The organism is Mycobacterium nebraskense, assembly GCF_002102255.1.
GTDB lineage: Bacteria > Actinomycetota > Actinomycetes > Mycobacteriales > Mycobacteriaceae > Mycobacterium > Mycobacterium nebraskense.
Map to the genome: position 1 here is coordinate 72,502 of NZ_LQPH01000086.1, position 17,182 is coordinate 89,683.

Annotated in this window: 17 protein-coding genes; 10 read left to right on the top strand and 7 right to left on the bottom strand. The window is 66.1% G+C overall.

Features of this window, described 5'->3' with window-relative positions:
* Positions 1-13 precede the first annotated feature (13 nt).
* From AWC17_RS09745 to AWC17_RS09765, 5 genes are read right to left on the bottom strand one after another with little or no spacing between them, the layout of a single operon-like run.
* On the bottom strand, positions 14-529 hold the full coding sequence (locus tag AWC17_RS09745; RefSeq protein WP_011724922.1) for an aromatic-ring-hydroxylating dioxygenase subunit beta: 516 nt from the start codon (positions 527-529) through the stop codon (positions 14-16).
* Positions 526-1,821: an aromatic ring-hydroxylating oxygenase subunit alpha gene (locus AWC17_RS09750; RefSeq protein WP_011724923.1), complete on the bottom strand. Its 1,296-nt coding sequence runs from the start codon at positions 1,819-1,821 to the stop codon at positions 526-528. The genes AWC17_RS09745 and AWC17_RS09750 overlap by 4 nt, the downstream gene beginning before the upstream one ends.
* Positions 1,818-2,258 carry a Zn-ribbon domain-containing OB-fold protein gene (locus AWC17_RS09755; RefSeq protein WP_009953823.1) on the bottom strand — a complete coding sequence of 147 codons (441 nt, stop codon included), beginning with the start codon at positions 2,256-2,258 and terminating at the stop codon, positions 1,818-1,820. Before AWC17_RS09755 ends, AWC17_RS09750 begins: the two co-directional genes overlap by 4 nt.
* Positions 2,255-3,373: a thiolase family protein gene (locus tag AWC17_RS09760; protein ID WP_033722667.1), complete on the bottom strand. Its 1,119-nt coding sequence runs from the start codon at positions 3,371-3,373 to the stop codon at positions 2,255-2,257. The genes AWC17_RS09755 and AWC17_RS09760 overlap by 4 nt, the downstream gene beginning before the upstream one ends.
* Positions 3,374-3,402: 29 nt before the next feature.
* Positions 3,403-3,648, bottom strand: coding sequence for a hypothetical protein (locus AWC17_RS09765; protein WP_009953826.1), 246 nt, complete (start codon positions 3,646-3,648; stop codon positions 3,403-3,405).
* Positions 3,649-3,842: 194 nt separating this feature from the next.
* Here AWC17_RS09765 and AWC17_RS09770 point away from each other — a divergent pair, with 194 nt between their 5' ends.
* From AWC17_RS09770 to AWC17_RS09805, 8 genes are read left to right on the top strand one after another with little or no spacing between them, the layout of a single operon-like run.
* Positions 3,843-4,769 carry an alpha/beta fold hydrolase gene (locus AWC17_RS09770; protein WP_009953827.1) on the top strand — a complete coding sequence of 309 codons (927 nt, stop codon included), beginning with the start codon at positions 3,843-3,845 and terminating at the stop codon, positions 4,767-4,769.
* Complete coding sequence (hpaH, locus tag AWC17_RS09775) at positions 4,766-5,587, top strand: 2-oxo-hept-4-ene-1,7-dioate hydratase (protein ID WP_011724925.1); 822 nt, start codon at positions 4,766-4,768, stop codon at positions 5,585-5,587. The genes AWC17_RS09770 and hpaH overlap by 4 nt, the downstream gene beginning before the upstream one ends.
* Positions 5,584-6,348: an aldolase/citrate lyase family protein gene (locus tag AWC17_RS09780; protein ID WP_011724926.1), complete on the top strand. Its 765-nt coding sequence runs from the start codon at positions 5,584-5,586 to the stop codon at positions 6,346-6,348. Before hpaH ends, AWC17_RS09780 begins: the two co-directional genes overlap by 4 nt.
* 45 nt (positions 6,349-6,393) lie before the next feature.
* Positions 6,394-7,566, top strand: a complete 1,173-nt coding sequence (locus AWC17_RS09785) for an acyl-CoA dehydrogenase family protein (protein WP_009953832.1) — start codon at positions 6,394-6,396, stop codon at positions 7,564-7,566.
* Between the two features lie 6 nt (positions 7,567-7,572).
* Positions 7,573-8,601 (top strand): acyl-CoA dehydrogenase family protein, encoded by a 1,029-nt coding sequence (locus AWC17_RS09790; protein WP_080516359.1) that lies wholly within the window; start codon positions 7,573-7,575, stop codon positions 8,599-8,601.
* A complete protein-coding gene (locus AWC17_RS09795; RefSeq protein ID WP_011724928.1) occupies positions 8,598-9,758 on the top strand; it encodes an acetyl-CoA acetyltransferase in 1,161 nt (386 codons plus the stop codon). The genes AWC17_RS09790 and AWC17_RS09795 overlap by 4 nt, the downstream gene beginning before the upstream one ends.
* Complete coding sequence (locus AWC17_RS09800; protein WP_011724929.1) at positions 9,759-11,258, top strand: class I adenylate-forming enzyme family protein; 1,500 nt, start codon at positions 9,759-9,761, stop codon at positions 11,256-11,258.
* Positions 11,259-11,271: 13 nt separating this feature from the next.
* The gene (locus tag AWC17_RS09805) at positions 11,272-12,087 is read left to right on the top strand and encodes a mycofactocin-coupled SDR family oxidoreductase (RefSeq protein WP_009953837.1); all 816 of its coding nucleotides are present in this window, start codon (positions 11,272-11,274) and stop codon (positions 12,085-12,087) included.
* A gap of 9 nt (positions 12,088-12,096) precedes the next feature.
* Here the strand turns inward: AWC17_RS09805 and AWC17_RS09810 are convergent, their stop codons facing one another.
* Positions 12,097-12,654: a PaaI family thioesterase gene (locus AWC17_RS09810; protein ID WP_231614139.1), complete on the bottom strand. Its 558-nt coding sequence runs from the start codon at positions 12,652-12,654 to the stop codon at positions 12,097-12,099.
* Positions 12,655-12,752: 98 nt separating this feature from the next.
* Between AWC17_RS09810 and AWC17_RS09815 the strand changes: the two genes are divergently transcribed.
* A complete protein-coding gene (locus tag AWC17_RS09815) occupies positions 12,753-15,218 on the top strand; it encodes a CaiB/BaiF CoA transferase family protein (RefSeq protein ID WP_033722642.1) in 2,466 nt (821 codons plus the stop codon).
* Between the two features lie 4 nt (positions 15,219-15,222).
* On the opposite strand, the gene AWC17_RS09820 is transcribed toward AWC17_RS09815, so the two are convergent.
* Positions 15,223-15,906 (bottom strand): TetR/AcrR family transcriptional regulator, encoded by a 684-nt coding sequence (locus AWC17_RS09820; RefSeq protein ID WP_011724933.1) that lies wholly within the window; start codon positions 15,904-15,906, stop codon positions 15,223-15,225.
* Between the two features lie 136 nt (positions 15,907-16,042).
* Between AWC17_RS09820 and AWC17_RS09825 the strand changes: the two genes are divergently transcribed.
* The gene (locus AWC17_RS09825; protein WP_047322066.1) at positions 16,043-17,179 is read left to right on the top strand and encodes an amidohydrolase family protein; all 1,137 of its coding nucleotides are present in this window, start codon (positions 16,043-16,045) and stop codon (positions 17,177-17,179) included.
* Positions 17,180-17,182 lie beyond the last annotated feature (3 nt).

A 17,182-nucleotide genomic window follows, 5' to 3' on the forward strand; every position in this document is an offset into this window, starting at 1 on the left:
AGATGAAGTCCGTTCAAATCAGGAAAGCGAGTGTCTCGACCGGGCCGCTTGCGTCGATCAGGTGCACGATCTTGCGAATCAGCCGGGGGCCGTCCTGTGACAAGCGAATCGTGTGGATAACCCGGCCGGCCCAGAAGCGTTGACGTAGACGGTATTCGAATAGAGCGAAGTTGGATTCCACGGTGACGGAGTCGGCGCCCGTTTCCACCACCTCGCTGTTGGAGACCACGCGCCGCATTACCGACGGCGGTGTCTGGGAGTGCCGGTTGCCCGTGTTGAGCTGAGCCACCCGGCTTTTGATCCGTCGCCGGTTGTCGTTGATGTAGGCCAGCGTGGTGCGCGGGTCATCGTCGGGGTGCATCGGGACGCGGTACTCGACCGTGTCGTCGTCATCGGCCCACAGCGCTTCCCACTCCGAGTAGCGGCCCTCGTCGGCCAGCCGCGCTTCCAGATAGAGAAACGACAGGATCTCGGGGGCGGGCAGCGCGCGTAGAGCGGGACGTGCCTGGGCTTCGGAGTTGACGGTCATGCTCCGCTTCTCCCACCGACGACCGAGGCCCAGTGTGAGTAAAAACCGCGCTGGGGAGTCTCGGCGCTCTTGTCGCGGTTGATGATTCCAGTCATGTCGTCGACATCGCTTTCTATGCCGCGGGCCAGCATCAGCCACTCCGGCAGCTCGGCAGCGAGCCCGGCCTGGTTGCGCATCCCGATCTCTCCGTCGTCGGCGATCAAGAACCCCGCAGGACCCATCGCCCCCTCGGAACGGCGCAGCGTGCGCTCGTTCAACGCATCCTGGCCGGGTATCAGGACCGCGGTGGTGTAGGCGATGGTGCGGTCGGGCGCCTGCGGTTCGACGAACATGACGTTCATCTCGGCGAGGAAGAGGTTGGGCCATATCAACGTGTGTGGTGGACCCACCACCAGTGCGTCGTGCGCCTGCTCGGGGCCGTACGCACCCTCCAGCGCGCCGACGTAGTCGGCGAGCTTGGCTCGCGGGATCCTGCCGTACCAGACGAATTCCTCGTCGAGTTTCCGGTATTCGTCGCTGTAGTCGATCTCGGAATGGCCGTTACCGAGGTCGCGGACCAGCACGTCGACCTTAGTCGGGACGTGCGACACCTTGGCGGGCTTGATCGCGTCGTACACCGAGGCATGGGTGAACAGCGCGTGGTAACCGTCGACGTTGTTCTCCACCACCATCTTCCAGTTGGCGTGGTGCAAGTGCTTCATCCAGTTGGCCCGCAGGTCGATCTCGCGGGTGGGGGACAGGTTGAGCAGACGGTCGATGGCGCGTGTTGCCTTGCCAAGGTGCTCGGTTAACGAGATGCCGTCTGGCGCCAATGATGCGAAGACGAATCCGCCGTAGCTGTCGACCCGAGGCGCCTGGGCAAGGCCCAGCTCGGAACGCACCTTGTTGAACTCCTCGCCGTAACCCTCACGCATCGGAACACCCTGCAGAGCACCGGTGTTGCCGAATGTCCAGCCGTGATACGGGCACCGGAACGAGTTGGCGTTGCCCTTCTCGGCGTTGCACAGCTTGTTGGCACGGTGAGTGCAGCGGTTGAGCATCACGCGAACCACGCCATCCTTACCGCGTGCGACGACGACCGGGTCGTGGCCGATCATTCGGGTCAGGTAGTCACCCGGCTCGCTGACCTCGCTCTCGTGGGCGACGTAGACCCATCCGGTCTTGAAGATAGTGTCCATTTCGCGTCGGAAGATCTCGGTGGACGTATACACGGTCCCGTGCACACGGTCGTGGCGGATGACACTGCCGACGTCGAAGTCGTCGACGGCGGGGGCGGATTCAAGTGTCGTCACTGGTCCTCCAGAATGTCGATGGCCGGGATGGCGACGTCGCCGAGGTGGCGGAAACCAATATGGACTGTTGTGCCGATGGGCGGTGCGGTGTCCGCAGGTTGCACTGTCGTCATCACAATCCGGTGCCCACTCGTCAGCTCGACGTCGACGACGGGGTAGGGCACCAGGCCGTGCACCAGGCCCGCTTCACGCCGGTGCATGAGCGTCGCAGCGTGTACGGTCCCGCGTAAATCAACTGTGCGCCAGTCTTGTTCGGCGTTCCCGCATTGGTCGCAGACTTCTTGATCTAGCTCGAGTGGCAGGGCGCAAGCCGCGCAGAACGGCAATGCGAGCTCATTGCGTGCGGCCGCTCGGTACAGCGGCGCCAGCATGTCGTCATCGGCGGCGGGCGCCAGTGCGCTGTCCAGCAGCCAGTCCTCGACCGCGGTGGCGGTCATGCGGCACGCTCCAGCACCAACGCGGCATGGTGGTCCATTCGGCCGCCGATACCGCCGACCAGCGCCACCGTGGCCCCGGGAACCTGACGTTGCCCGCCGGTGCCGCGCAGCTGAATCATCGCCTCCGCCAAGGGCGTCATGCCCTGCAGGTAGAAACCGGACAGCTGGCCACCGCCGGTATTGGTCGGCAGTGTGCCGCCCGGCCCGGTGTGGCCGTCGCGCACGAACGCACCCGCGGGAATGTCACCGGTGAGCCGGTATTCATCGAGCAGCACCAGGGTCACAATCGAGAACGGGTCGTACAGCTCGGCGACGTGCAGGTCTGATCGGGCCATACCGGCCTGTTCGAGCGCGTCCTGGACCGCGCGGCCACCGCCGCCGAACCACGACTCGGCTCCTGAGCGACGGCGCCGCACCGGATGGTCGCGCCCGGTGCCGCGAACCCGCAATCGGGTGCCCCCGACCGAGGGCCGCCCGGTGAGCACGACGGCGACCGCCCCGTTCACCGGCCGAGCACAGTCGAGCAGTCGAAGTGGTTCGGCAACCATCGGGGAAGAGTCATAGCCGGCGTCGTCGAGCGGCTCGCGGTTGACCGCGTCGGGATTGCCGCACGCCCATGCCCTTGCCGTGGTGGCCACGGAGCGCAGCGCGTCGGTGCGGGTGCCGGTGACGTGCAGCCAGCGCTGGGTAAGCAGCGCATACGTCGGGACCGAGCCAAGCAGCCCCGAGGCCCGCTCCAGTCCGCGCACCCCAGCGTTGCCGCCACTGTGTGCGTAGGTCGAGCCCGCGCCGCGGCCGGCCACCAGGGGCGCGTCGGCGAACACGCACAGTATGGTTGCCGCCTCAGCGGTGAGGATCGCGTGGCACGCGCGCTGGATCATGGCGATGGTCGTGGCGCCCTTGATCTCGACGTGCTCCAACAGGCGCAGATCCGAGAAGCCGGCCGCGGCGGCGAAGCCGACGCCCAGTCGTTCCGGCCGAACCCCCTGCGACGAGCCGACCAGGATCCCGTCGATGTCAGCCCGCTCGAGTCCGGCGTCGGCCAACGCGGCGGCGCTCGCCTTGACGGCCAGTTCGAGCGGCGTCGCGCCGGGACGCAGCGACATCGCGGTCATGCCCAGACCCACCAGGTCGGCGGCGGCGCTCACGGCCGCTCCGTTGAGCGGCGCTCGCCGCGGTAATTGCCCACCCTGATCCACTCCTCGCGGTCTTCGGCGGTGGCCATGGTGAAGCTGGCCAACTCCAAGGGGCACAAGAAGACCTGCTCGCCACCCTCCAGGTCCTCGACGAGCAGGCGGGGGCCGTTGCCGTTGACGTCCAGCGACAACCGCACGGCCGCAAACTCGTTGACCAGGTCGGCGAGGACGCGGCGTCCGGCCGGAGTGTTCACCTGCCCAGTATTACCGCATACAAGTGTCAGAAGCAATGGAATGGAGCGGAATGACTCTAGGCGTATTACTTGCAGGCCGAGCGGTGGGAGCCATTCCCTACATGGGAACATAGAGCTTGTGCGACGATGAGGGGCATGCATCGCGACGCCAGCGCCAGATGACATATATGTCAGATACGAAGATTGAGAAGGTGATGATGAGCCAAGCACCAGCACCGGCCGACGCGGTCGATGTGAGCCGGGTCGACACCGAGAACTACCGCAGCATCTGGATGTACCTCAAGGAGCTCGAGTTCCGGCAGGGGTTCATTGACATCCCGGTCAATGGAGTCCTCGTCCGTACCCGCTATGCCGAGGCCGGCGGTCCGGACAAGCCGCACGCCATCCTGCTGCACGGCACCGGCGGGCACTGGGAGACGTTCGCGCCCAATCTCGCAGCACTGTCGCAGCACTTCCACTGCGTGGCGATCGACATGGTCGGCAACGGGTTCTCCGGAAAGCCGGACTACGACTATGAGATCGCGGTTTACGTCGAACACGTATTGGGGGTGATGGACCACTTCGGCATGGCGTCGGCCAACTTCATCGCCATGTCGCTGGGCGCGTTCGTGGCGTCCGCGGTCTGCGTCGGCCACGCCGACCGGGTGGAGAAAGTGATCCTGATGTCGCCGGCCGGACGGGAAGCCTCGGCGTCGAATATGGCGCGCATCCGCACGGAACGAACCAAGGCGGTCAACGAGCCGACGTGGGAATCGCTGCACGCCGTGTTCGCTCACCTGATCGCCGACGAAGCCAATCGGCTGCCCGATCTCATCGGCCTACGCCAGGCCGTGTATCGGCGCGAGGACACCCGCAACACCATCGACCGGCTGCTGATCCTGCAGGACGAGAAGGTGCGTCACCGCAACCTGATTCCCGACGACAAGTGGCGCGGCATCGAGGCGCCGGTGATGATCGTGGCATCGGGCAAGGACCACGGCGTGTATCAGGACACGGCGCGCACCATCGCCGACCTGATCCCGAATTCGGAGGTGTTCGAGATGCCCTCGGTGCGGCACTGGCCGCATTTCGAGGATCCCGAGGCGTTCAACGCCGCGGCGATCGAGTTCCTTACGAGATGAGCAGACCCGCCGAGGACGAGCTGTCGGACATAGCCCGGCGGCTCTACGAGGCCGAGCAGACCCGCACGCCGATCCGGCAGTTGTCGTTGGACTATCCCGACATGACCATCGAGGACGCCTACGCGGTGCAGCGGGCACTCGTCGCGCTCAAGGTCGCCGACGGGCGAGAAGTCAAGGGTCGCAAGATCGGTCTGACCTCGAAGGTGATGCAGCGGGCGGTGTCGATCGACGAACCGGATTACGGCGCGCTGTTCGACGATATGTTCATCGAGGATGGCGGCCGCATACCGCTGGGCCGTTATATCCGTCCGCGCGTCGAGGTCGAGTTGGCGTTCGTAATGGGCGAGCAGCTATCCGGCCCCGGCGTCACATTGTTCGACGTGCTGCGGGCCACCGAGTTCGTGACTCCCGCACTCGAGATCCTCGACGCCAGGGTGCAGATGTCGGACCCCGAAACCGGTCATCTGCGCACCATCGTTGACACCATCGCCGACAACGCCGCGGACGCCGGTCTGGTCCTGGGCGGGCGGGTGTTCCGCCCGTTGGACGTCGACTTGCGCTGGGTGGCGGCCCTGCTGCTGCGCAACGGCACCATCGAGGAATCCGGGGTAGCCGCTGCGGTGCTCAACCATCCCGGCAATGGCGTGGCCTGGCTGGCCAATCGGCTTGCTCCACACGGTGTTTGGCTGGAACGCGGCGAGGTCATCCTGTCCGGATCGTTCACCAAGCCGGTGTTCGCCGAACCGGGGGACACCTTTGTCGCCGACTATGGACCGCTGGGCACGGTGTCGGTGACGTTCGATTCGGAGGCATCGTGACAAACCGGTGGACACAGCGCATCGGCGACGGCGACCCGCGCATCGGCATGTGGGTGGCCTCGGGCAGCGGTTACGTCACCGAAATCTGTGCAGGATCCGGGATCGACTGGCTGCTGTTGGATCAGGAGCACGCGCCCAACGATCTGCGCAGCACCCTCGGACAGCTGCAGGTGCTGGCCGGCTACCCGGATGTCGACGTGCTGGTGCGGCCGCCCTCGGCTGACCCGGTGTTCATCAAGCAATTGCTCGACATCGGGGCTCAGAACATCATCGTCCCGATGATCGATGGCCCTGGTGAGGCAGTCGCGGCGGTTTCCGCCACGCGTTATCCGCCCAACGGCATCCGCGGGGTCGGCAGCGCGTTGGCCCGAGCGTCCCGTTGGAACCGCATTTCTGACTATCTCGTCACCGCTGACACGGCCGTGTCGTTGACCGTCCAGGTGGAGAGTGTGGCCGGTCTGGCACAGCTCGGAGAGATCACCGACGTCGACGGAGTGGACGCCGTCTTCATCGGACCGGCCGACCTGGCAGCCTCGATGGGCAAACTTGGGCAGCCGGAGGATCCAGACGTCGTGAGCACCATAGAAACCGCGCTGGCGACCATCGTGGAACACGGCAAGCGCGCTGGGGTTAATGCGTTCAGCGAGCCACTGGCGCGCCGCTACATGGCGGCCGGGGCGAGCTTCGTGCTCGTAGGAGCGGACGTGGCACTGCTGGCCCGCGGCACCGAGCAGCTGGCAGCGAGGTATCGCCGCCAATGAACGACGCATTGTTTCTGACTGTCGTGTCACCTAGAATTCCGGATCATGGATCTCGACTTCACGCCTGACCAGCTCGAGTTCCGTGACCAGGTCCGCACATGGCTCGACGAGAACAAACCGGCTGAACCCCGCCCGCGCGACGACGCGGGGATCCGTGAATACGACCTTGCCTGGCAACGCACTCAGGCCGAGGGCGGCTGGGCCGGCATCGCCTGGCCCACCGAATACGGCGGCAAGGGGCTGACGCTGCTTCAGCAGTTGATCTGGTACGAGGAGTACGCCGCGCGGGGGTTCCCCGGCATCGATGCATGCTTCGTCGGCAACTCGCACGCCGGGCCCACTCTGATCACCAGGGCCACCGACGAACAGAAGTCTTTCCACTTGCCGAAAATCCTTGGTGGTGAAGTGATTTGGTGTCAGGGCTTCTCCGAGCCCGACGCCGGATCGGACCTGGCGGCATTGCGCACCAAGGCGGTGGTGGACGGCGAGGACCTGGTGGTCTCGGGGCAGAAGCTGTGGACCAGCTTCGCCACCGTCGCCGATTACCAGGAGCTGCTGGTGCGCACGGACAACACCGGAAGCAAGCACAAGGGCATCACCTGGGTGATCTGCGACATGAGCACGCCGGGCATCGACGTCCGCCCTATCGAGACCATCGAGGGCGGCTCGGAATTCTGCGAAGTGTTTTACGACGATGTCCGAATCCCGCTGAGCAACGTGGTCGGCGATGTCGGCGAAGGCTGGTCGGTTGCGATGGCCACCCTGTCCTTCGAGCGCGGCACCGCGTTCACCGCCAACCAGGTGCGGCTGGCGAAGATCATCGAGGACCTCATCGACTATGCCCGCGACCATGTCGGGCCGGACGGCCGCAGGCCCGCCATCGCCGACGACGACATCGCGCGACGGCTGGCGCGGGCCCGCGCCTCGGTGGCGTCGCTGCGGGCGCTCACCTACACCAATATCTGCGAGGCCATGAAGACCGAGACGCCCGGCCCGCGGGGTTCGATCGTCAAGCTGATGTATGCCGAATTGGCCAAGGAGATCGGCAGATTGGCGATGGATGTTGTCGGTCCCGCCTCGGTCCGGTATTCATCGCGCTGGGACGTCGACGGCTGGGTCGGCTACTACTACTACAGCTTCTCCCAAGCCATCGGCGGCGGGACGTCGGAGATTCAGCGCAACATCGTCGGCGAACGAGTGTTGGGGCTGCCGCGATGAGAGGAGATGACGGTGGACCTGCTGCCCGGAGCTGAGCAACTCGAAATCATCACGGCAGCAGGAGAATTCCTCGCCGATCGGATGCCAGTGGACCGGATCCGCGCTAATCGTCACGCCGAAGCGCCGATTCCCGAGTCACTGTGGCGAGAATGCGCCGAGCTGGGCCTGCTCACACTCGGGCTCGACGAGGCGTCCGGTGGGTCGGGCCGGCGGTTGGACGACGAGGCTCTGCTGTTCGTCGAGCTCGGCAAGCGGCTCGCGCCGGGGCCGTTCCTGGCATGCACGTTGGGCGCCCGGGTGGCCGCCCGTTGCGGCGACGACGCGCTGGCGCAGCGGATCGGCTCCGGGGCGGCATCGGTGGCCCTCGCGGTATTGCGCGGCGACGGCGACGTGCGCCCGGTCAAAGGCACTTTCGATTTGTTCGACCCGGCGGGTGTCTCGCACGCCCTGCTGGTGGCCCGCAGTGGTGCCGCACTGGTCGGCATCGATTCCTTCGGACCGCTTAAATCCGTGACCGCCGCAGACCCGGGTACCCGAATATCCTCGGCCACGGTCGAATCCGCCGAACCCCTGCACTGGTTGCCCGCCGAGGACGAATGGATCTGGGGACGCGCCACGGTACTCGCGGCGGGCTACCTCACCGGATTGGCCGCGGCCGCCGCAGCGTCGGCGACCGAACACGCCAAGACTCGTGTGCAGTTCGGCAAGCCGATCGGGGTGCACCAGGCGATCAAGCACGCCTGCGTCAATATGGAGATCGCTGCCGAGGCCGCTCAGGCGCAAACGTTCTTCGCTGCGATCGCTGTCGGCAGTGGCCGCGCCGACGCCTTGATGCAGGTGCTGTCGGCCCTCACAGTGGCCGGGTCGGCGGCCGTCGAGAATGCCGCCGCGGGCATCCACGTGTTCGGCGGGATGGGCTACACATTCGAGAACGACATGCACCTGTATCTGAAGCGCGCGCACGTGTTTCGGCACTTGTTCGGTGAGCCCACCGACGTGCTGGCCGAACTGCTGGCCCAGGACCGCGCCCAGTGAGCGGCGCCGCTGGGGCCGCAGCCATCGCGGGCGTCGCCCTGTCCGACGTCGGCCGGGTCGACGACAAGGGACCCTACGAGCTGATCGCGCAGGCCAGCCGCCGCGCCCTGGCGGATGCCGGTCTGACACCCGATGACGTCGACGGGTTGGCCTCCACCAGCCAGGGCACACTGCCCCCGGTCGATGTCGGCGAGTATCTCGGTCTGCGGCCCCGCTGGATCGACTCCACCGCGGTCGGGGGAGCGTCGTGGGAGGTGATGGCCGCCCACGCGGCTGATGCGATCGCCGCTGGGCACGCCGACGTGGTCCTGCTGACGTACGGCTCGACCGCCCGCTCGGATCTTCGAAAGGGATTGCGGGGGGCCAACATCAACTGGGGCGCACGCGGACCCCTACAGTGGGAAGCGCCCTACGGCCACACCCTGATCTCCAAGTACGCCATGGCCGCGCGGCGGCACATGTTCACTTATGGCACCACGATCGAGCAGCTGGCCGAGGTCGCCGTGTCCGCGCGGTTCAACGCGACCGACAATCCCGAGGCCTACTATCGCGAACCGATTACTATCGACGACGTGCTCGGCGGACCGATGATCGCCGACCCGTTCACCAAGCTGCACTGCTGCATTCGCAGCGACGGCGGGGCCGCGGCAGTGCTCGTCAGTGCGGAACGTGCGAAGGATCTACGTAGTAAGCCAGTGTGGGTGCTGGGTTCAGCGGAAACGACCTCGCACATGCTCACCTCCCAGTGGGACGACCTCACCGTTGGCCCGGCCGCGGTCAGCGGACCGCTGGCCTTCGCCCGCGCCGGGGTCTCGCCGTCCGACGTCGACGTCGCCGAAATCTACGACGCGTTCACCTACATGTTGCTGCTCACCATCGAAGACCTCGGCTTCAGCCCCAAGGGGGAGGGCGGTGCCTTCGTCGAGAAAGGCTCGCTGCGCCTGGGCGGCGCGCTTCCCACCAACACCGACGGTGGCGGGCTGTCGGCGTGCCACCCCGGTCAGCGGGGGTTGTTCCTGCTGGTCGAGGCTGCGCGACAGTTGCGCGGTGAATGCGGCCCGCGCCAAGTGCCCGATGCCAAGATCGCCTGTGTCAGCGGCACCGGCGGCTGGTTCTGCTCCAGCGGCACAATGATTCTCGGCGCCGAGGAGCCGTAGGTGGACCGCGTACCGCTGAGCTCCGACGTCGTGGATACCCGCGCGATGTTGGAGCTGGCGGCCGCCGTTCACGGCGATATCGAGGCCTACGTCGAGCCGGGGGCGCGAATCACGTTCGCGGAGTGGATCGGTCGGGCTCGTAGCGTCGCGACCCAGTTTGCCGACCTCGGCGTCGGCAAGGGCGATGTGGTCGTGCTGTGGCTGCCGTCGGGCATCGACTACGCGACGTGCTACGCCGCGGCGGCCATGATCGGTGCGATCACCACCGGGCTGAACCCGCGACTGGGCCGCAGAGAGATCGAATCGATTCTGCAGCAGGCAGATCCGGCGTTGGTCGTCGCCGACGGACTGCTTGATGCGTTACCCGGCACCGGGCATCGGCTGCTGTCGCGGGATGCGCTGTGCAGTGACACATCGCGCTCGGCGCCGCCTTCGGTGGAGTTGAATCGCCGGGACGTTGTTGCATTGATCTTCACCAGTGGCACGACGGGGACGCCAAAAGGCGCAGCCTTCGACGCCGACCGGCTGGCCGCGGGCGCGGCAGCGTCAGGCGTGATGAGCGCGCCCTATGACCGGCGCCTCACGTCCACGCCGTTTTCCCACGCCGGCTACATGTTCAAGCTCTGGGATCAGTTGGTCTGGGGCAGCACGCTGGTGGTGCCCCCGACACCGTGGTCGGCCCAGGGCATGTTCGACGTCCTTCGCAACGAGCGAGTCACCGTGGCGGGCGCGGTGCCGACCCAGTGGGCCAAGCTACTCGACGTCGATGGAGTGACCTCGAAGGCATTGCCGCACTTGCGGATCGGAGTGGTGGCCACAGCGCCGGCGCCACCCGAACTGGTACGCAGGGTCGCCGAGGGCATCGGGGTCCCGCTGGTCGTGCGGTACGCGATGACCGAGTGCCCGACCATCAGCGGCACCGAACCGGACGACGCCCCCGAGGTTCAATTCCGCACCGTGGGACGGCCTGCCGCGGGAATGGACGTGCGGATCGGATCGGACGGCGTACTTGAGGTGAGCGGCCCGTGTGTGATGCGTGGCTACTGGCGCAACTCGGAACTCACCGCAGAGGTGCTGCGCGACGGGTGGCTGCGCACCGGCGACGTCGGCGTGCTCGGCGACGACGGCAATATCACACTTGTCGGGCGCCGCGGTGACATGTACATCCGGGGCGGCTACAACGTGCATCCCGGTGAGGTGGAGCGGACGCTCACCGGGCACCCCAGCGTGAAACATGCCGCCGTGATTGGCCGTTCCGCACCCGTGATCGGAGAGATCGGCGTCGCGTGCGTGGTTCCCGCGGACGCCACCGCTCCGCCGACACTGGCTGAACTGCGCGCCCACGTGGCAAGTGAGCTGGCCGACTACAAGGCCCCCGACGAGCTGCTCATTGTTGATGAGCTGCCCTTGACGGCGATGCTCAAGCCGGACCGGCTAGCCCTGCGCGAATTGATCACCCAGCGTGACAGAGATATTCAGCGTCGACAACCGACACGATGAGAGGAATCTAGCTATGGGAAGACACGACGGACGGGTGGCGTTCATCACCGGCGCGGCGCGAGGGCAGGGCCGCGCCCATGCCGTTCGGCTCGCCGCCGAAGGCGCCGACATCGTGGCCGTGGACATCTGCCGCGACATCGACTCGATGGACTACCCCAACGCCACGCCCGACGATCTCGATGAAACCATCAAGCTCGTTGAGAACCAAGGTCGGCGGATCATTGCCCACCAAGCCGACGTCCGCGACGCCGACGCCTTAAAACAGGCCGTCAACGAAGGCGTCCGCGAGTTCGGCCGTCTCGACATCGTCCTGGCCAACGCCGGCATCATCAGACTCGGCGGCGAGGGAGACCGCAGCCAGATCTTCCGCGACATCGTCGACGTGAACCTCATCGGGGTCTGGAACACCGTCGAGGCCGCTATCCCCGCCCTCATCGACGGCGGCCGCGGCGGATCCATCGTGCTGACGAGTTCCAGTGCGGGATTGAAGGGCACCGGTACCGACCGGGCAGGCGGACAGGCTTACACCGCCGCCAAGCGGGGACTGGTCGGGCTCATGCAGGTGTGGGCGAATGAGTTGGCGCAGTATTGGATTCGGGTCAATACCATCCACCCGACCGGCGTGGCGACCGGCATGGTGATGAACGAAACCATGGGCAAGCTGCTCGAGGCCAACGACACGGCAGTGGCCGCCATGCAGAATGCGCTGCCGATTCAGATCCTGATGCCCGAGGACATCGCCGGCGCAGTGGCGTGGCTGGTCTCCGACGAGGCGAAATTCATCACCGGGGTGGCGTGGCCGCTAGATGCCGGATTCGCGGTGCGCTGAGCGGACGGCTCAGGGCTGGTCGGGTCGCAGGACGATGAACAGTCCCTCTGCTTCGGCGCACAGAGTGTCACCGTGAGTGATCGTCGCCCGCAGAATCCGCTTACGTCCTTGCTCGCTGACGAACCAGGCGCGCACCGCGAGCTCCTCGCCGATCGGCGTGATCGATCGGTAGTCGGTGTGCAAGTAGGCGGTTCGCGCAGGTGCCCGGTCGCCGCTACTGGCCAGCCGGCCGAGCACCTCATCGAATAGCAGCGGGATGGCCCCGCCGTGCACCGCGCCACCACCGCCGAGGAAATAGCGGCCGAATGTCACCACCCCGTGCACGCTCTGGTGGTCGCCGCCGAGCGGAATGAAGTTGGGGGACATGGTTTGTCCGCGGCCGGGCAGATCAAGCCGGCGGGCGAAGATCTGCCTGCGCTCAGGTACTGCAAACTGGGCCACCCGGTTGGCCCACCCGTTCAGGTCCTGTGTGAGGTCCACTGTGGTCGCCGCGTCCGGAGCGGCCGCTGCCACATGGTCGAGGAAATTGCGCAGTGCGGCGATCATGTCGCCGTACTCACGCGGCAAGACTAATGCATTGACATTAATCTTGGTCGCTGCGATGCTGGCGTGGCGTGCGTCACAACACGTCGAACGAGACCTGCCAGCACACCCTAGGAGCGAACATGCCGGAAGTCGGTACGGCGTCGGGCGGTCCACTGGCTGGTCTCGTGGTGGTCGACCTATCGACAACGCTGCCCGGAGCGCAGGCGACGCAGTTCCTCGCCGACTGCGGTGCCGAGGTGACCATGGTCGAGCCGCTCGACGGTAGTCCGCTGCGCGAGCTCGCGGGCTGGCCCGCCCTGCTGCGTGGCAAGCTCAGCGTGACATTGGACCTGCATGACGAGGCTGATCTGGAGCGTCTGCGTGCTTTGCTGCGCCGCGCCGACGTCATGATTAACACCATGCGGCCGACCACGGCCGAGCGCATCGGACTTACCCCCGACGCATTATCGGAGGCCTACCCGCGACTCGTCGTGGCGACGATCACGGGCTGGGGATCGACCGGGCCGTTTCGCGACTACAAGGGCTGGGAGGCCCTGGTGATGGCGAAGACGGGTGTCATGCACGAAAAGCGCGGACTGACCACGAGGCCGGGACCGGCGTACACCACCTTCGCCTATGCCTCTTGGGGCGCCGCCCACGCCGCTGTTCAGGGCGTGCTTGCCGCGCTCCTTGAGCGGGAGAGCAGTGGGCGCGGCCAAACCGTCGAGACCAATCTGGTGACCGGCATGGGTTCGATGGATCCGTACAACTGGTTTTACGAGATGGTGCTGGAACGGTATCCGGGCGCCTTCGAACCGATGGACGCCGCCTACGACGACCAGGGCCGGCCCCAGGCCTACCTAATCTACGCACTCCTCGTCTGTCCGACGAAGGACGGTCGCTGGCTACAGTTCGCTCAGGTGTCGCCCAAGTTGATCGGCGCTTGGCTGACTGAACTGGACCTGCTGGGGGAGCTCGCGGACCCGAAGTGGCAGGGTTTTCCGATGCTGCCGACCCCCGAACTTCGCACCGAGTGGTGGGACATGATGATCGAGCGGGTGGGGGCACGCACGCTCGCCGAATGGCAGCGGGCCATGACAGAAAACCTTGACCTGAGCGGCGAACTGTTCCGAACTCCTGAGGAATCACTGGATCACCCGCAAACCGCTCACGAAGGCCGCGCCGCGACCGTGATCGATCCCGATCTCGGGCCGGTACGGCAGCCGTCGACCCTCATTCACGCTGACGGCAAGCCGTTGACCCCGCTTCGGCCGGCTCCGCGAGTCGGCGAGCACAACGACTCGGTCACCTTCGAGCAGCTCGGCCAAATGCGCAGGGCCGCACTACCCGCACGGCACGCGGACCACGACGCACCGCCGCTGACGGGCGTGACGGTGCTGGAGTTCGGCAGCATGTTCGCGGGACCGTACGGCGCGACCCTGCTGGCCGACCTGGGCGCTCGCGTCATCAAGGTCGAGCCGCTGGAAGGCGACAACATCCGCAATCTGGTCGCGTTCCCCGAGGCGGGCGGCGCAAAAGTGTTGCAGGGCAAGGAAAGCGTCGCGATTGACTTCACCAAGCCCGAAGGCCTTGAGCTGGTGTACGAACTGGCCAAGCGCTCCGACATCGTGCTGCAGTGCTTCCGTGGCAAGGTCGCCGAGCGGGCGAAGATCGACGAGGCGTCGCTGCGGGCGGTCAACCCGGACTTGGCGTTCGTGACGACCTCAGGTTACGGGGTCGACGGACCCTTCGCGCACCGCGCCGCCTACGCGCCGTCGGTCGGTGCGGCATCCGGGCTGGCGCTGGTCGACAGCCACGACACGGGCGAGCCGGCCACCGACTTGGATGACCTGCACCGCCGAGCGGTCAAACTGCACGCGGGCGGGGCTGTGCCCGCAGTGCAATCTGACGGCATCGCCGCGCACGGTGTCGGTTCTGCGCTGCTGGTCGCGCTGTACGCCAAGCGGATGGGACGACCGATGTCCAACGTGGTCACCTCGATGCTCGCCACCGCGCAGCAGGCGATGATCGCCTACAGCGCAAGCTATGCGTCCCGTCCCGCCGAGGCAGCAGCCGACGAACAATTCTTCGGCATGAATGCCTTGTACCGGATGTACCGCGCGGCAGACGGTTACGTCTTTCTCGCCGCACCGTTGCCGCGCGAATGGCCGGCGCTGACGAAGGCGATGTCGCCCTACGTCGACTTGCACGCCGACGAGCGCTTTACCGATGCCGAATCTCGCGCGGCGCACGACGACGAGCTGATCTCCGTTCTGACAACCGTGTTCGCCAACAAGACCAGGTTGGAGTGGGAGCACGAACTGTCCGCCCAGGACGTCGGCTGCGTCGAGGTGGTGGAGGCCAATTCCGAGTTGGTGCTGCAGACCGATCCGTACTACGAGGCGGGCTATGCCGTGGACGCCTACAGCCCGATCTTCGAAGAGCACCGCCGGCTCGCCCCGCTGTGCCGGTTCTCCCGCTCACGCACTCGAGCCGACGCGGGATGCACCATCGGGCAGCACACCGATGCGGTGCTGCGCGAAATGGGGCTGCATGACGCCACGATCGCCGATCTCAGGGCGAAGGAGATCGTGGGCGGCAGCTGACGGATCAGTCGTCGTCGTCGGCGATCAGCGCGCGCGTCTCGTACGACACCGGAGCGGTCAGCATGCCGACCCAGGTGTCGACGTAATTGTGCAGCTGTGCCTCGCTGAGCCCGTGACCCGAACGCGCCGCCGCGGCAAGGGTATTGATCAAGCTGACATACAGCTGGAAGGTTCGGCCGCGCCGGATGCGCCCAGGCAGGTCTTGCAGCGCGGCGTCGACCAGTTCCTCCAGCTTCTCCTGCGTCCAATCGTCGTCGACGTGGTCGGGCCAGTATCGGCTGCGGGCTCGTGGATCCTCCACCAGCCGCGCCAGGAACGGCGCGAACATCTCGCCTGCGGCGATGCTGTTCGCCAGCGGGCGCGCCAGCAGCCACACCACCGCGCGGGGATCCGCCTCCTTGCCTTGCTCCCGCATGCTCATGAGCATTTCCCGGCGATCGGCTCCCAGTGACGCTTGGCGGTAGGAGATCAGCGCCCGGATCAGGCCGTCGCGGGAGCCGAAGTGGTAGCGAATCACCGAGGTGTTGGACTGCCCGGCGGCCTGCTGAATCTCCCGCAGCGTAACGGCCTCGATACCCCGGGTGGCGAACAGCCGCTCTGCGACCTCCATCAACATCACCCGGGTCGATTCGCCCGACGCGTTGCGCCTCCGCGCGCCCGCGGCCGACTCAGTTCGCAGCTCCGCCATGGGCCTCCTCCAGTCCGCCTCAGTCTTACCGGCGTCGCACCTTGGGCCAAATAATAATGGCTATGCATTAGAAAGTCTGGACTTCTGGCAGTTCGGCTGGCATCATTCGGGTGAGCAACCGGACCGCGGAGGGCCAATGAGCATGATCTGGACGAATTCGGGTGACTCGCACTTCCTGGAACCCGACGACCTGTGGCAGTCCCGGTTGCCGAAGGCGCTCGCCGACCTGACGCCCCACGCTGAAAAGGATCCCGATGGCGAGTACGAGACCGTTTCGGTCGACGGACAGATCTTTCGGCGCAAGCTGCCGTCGTCGGCGATGGAGGCCTTCATCGAGGAAAGCATGAAGCCGCAAGGCATCCGCGACGCCAAGGCACGGTTGGGGGACTTGGACAAGGAGGGTGTCTGGGGTGAGGTCATCTTCCCGTCGCTGGGCATGTGGGCCTCGACATTTCGCACCCCTGAACTACTCAAGGCATGCATGCGCGCCAGCAACGAGTGGGCGCTCGAGGAGATCTGCGCGGTGTCGCCGCGCTATGTGGTGACCGCCCAGGTGTCGACACTGATCGTCGAGGACGCCGTCGAGGAATTGCATTGGGCCGCAAGCGAAGGCTTCAAGGCGGTGTTCTTGCCGACCACACCGCATCCGAGCGCTCCGGACTGGCACCGCAAGGAGTGGGAACCGTTCTGGGCGGCAGCCGAGGAAGCCGGCATGGTGATCGCGTTCCACATCGGCACCGATCCGGTCGACATGACGGTCGGTGGCGCGAGCGGCGGGGCGGGCATGGTGTACCGCGGTCCGGGCGGGGCCGTGATGAATTACGCCGAGACCACGTTCTCCGGTCAGCGGGCGGCGATGAAGATGGTCGCCTCCGGTGCCTTAGACCGCCACCCTGACCTCCGGGTGCTGATCTCCGAAGGTGGCGCCACCTGGGTGCCGTTCCTTGGCGACCGGATGGTCGAGGGCTATCGCCAGCACCATATGGCGGTGCGGCCCAAGCTGAATCGTAGTCCGAAGGAGATTCTCTACAGCCAGGTTTATGCGTCATTCCAGCACGACGAGACCGCCGTCGCCGCTTACGAGCACATGGGCTACAAGAACGTGATGTTCGGCAGCGACTACCCGCACATGGAAGGCACCTTCGGGCACACCCAGGACACCCTGAAGGGACTGTTCGACGGGGTGAGCGACGAGACCCGGCTGCGCATTACCCAGGGCACGTTCTATGAACTGTTCCCCGACGTGCCGCCCATCCCGGCCGAAAAGTTCTGAGCG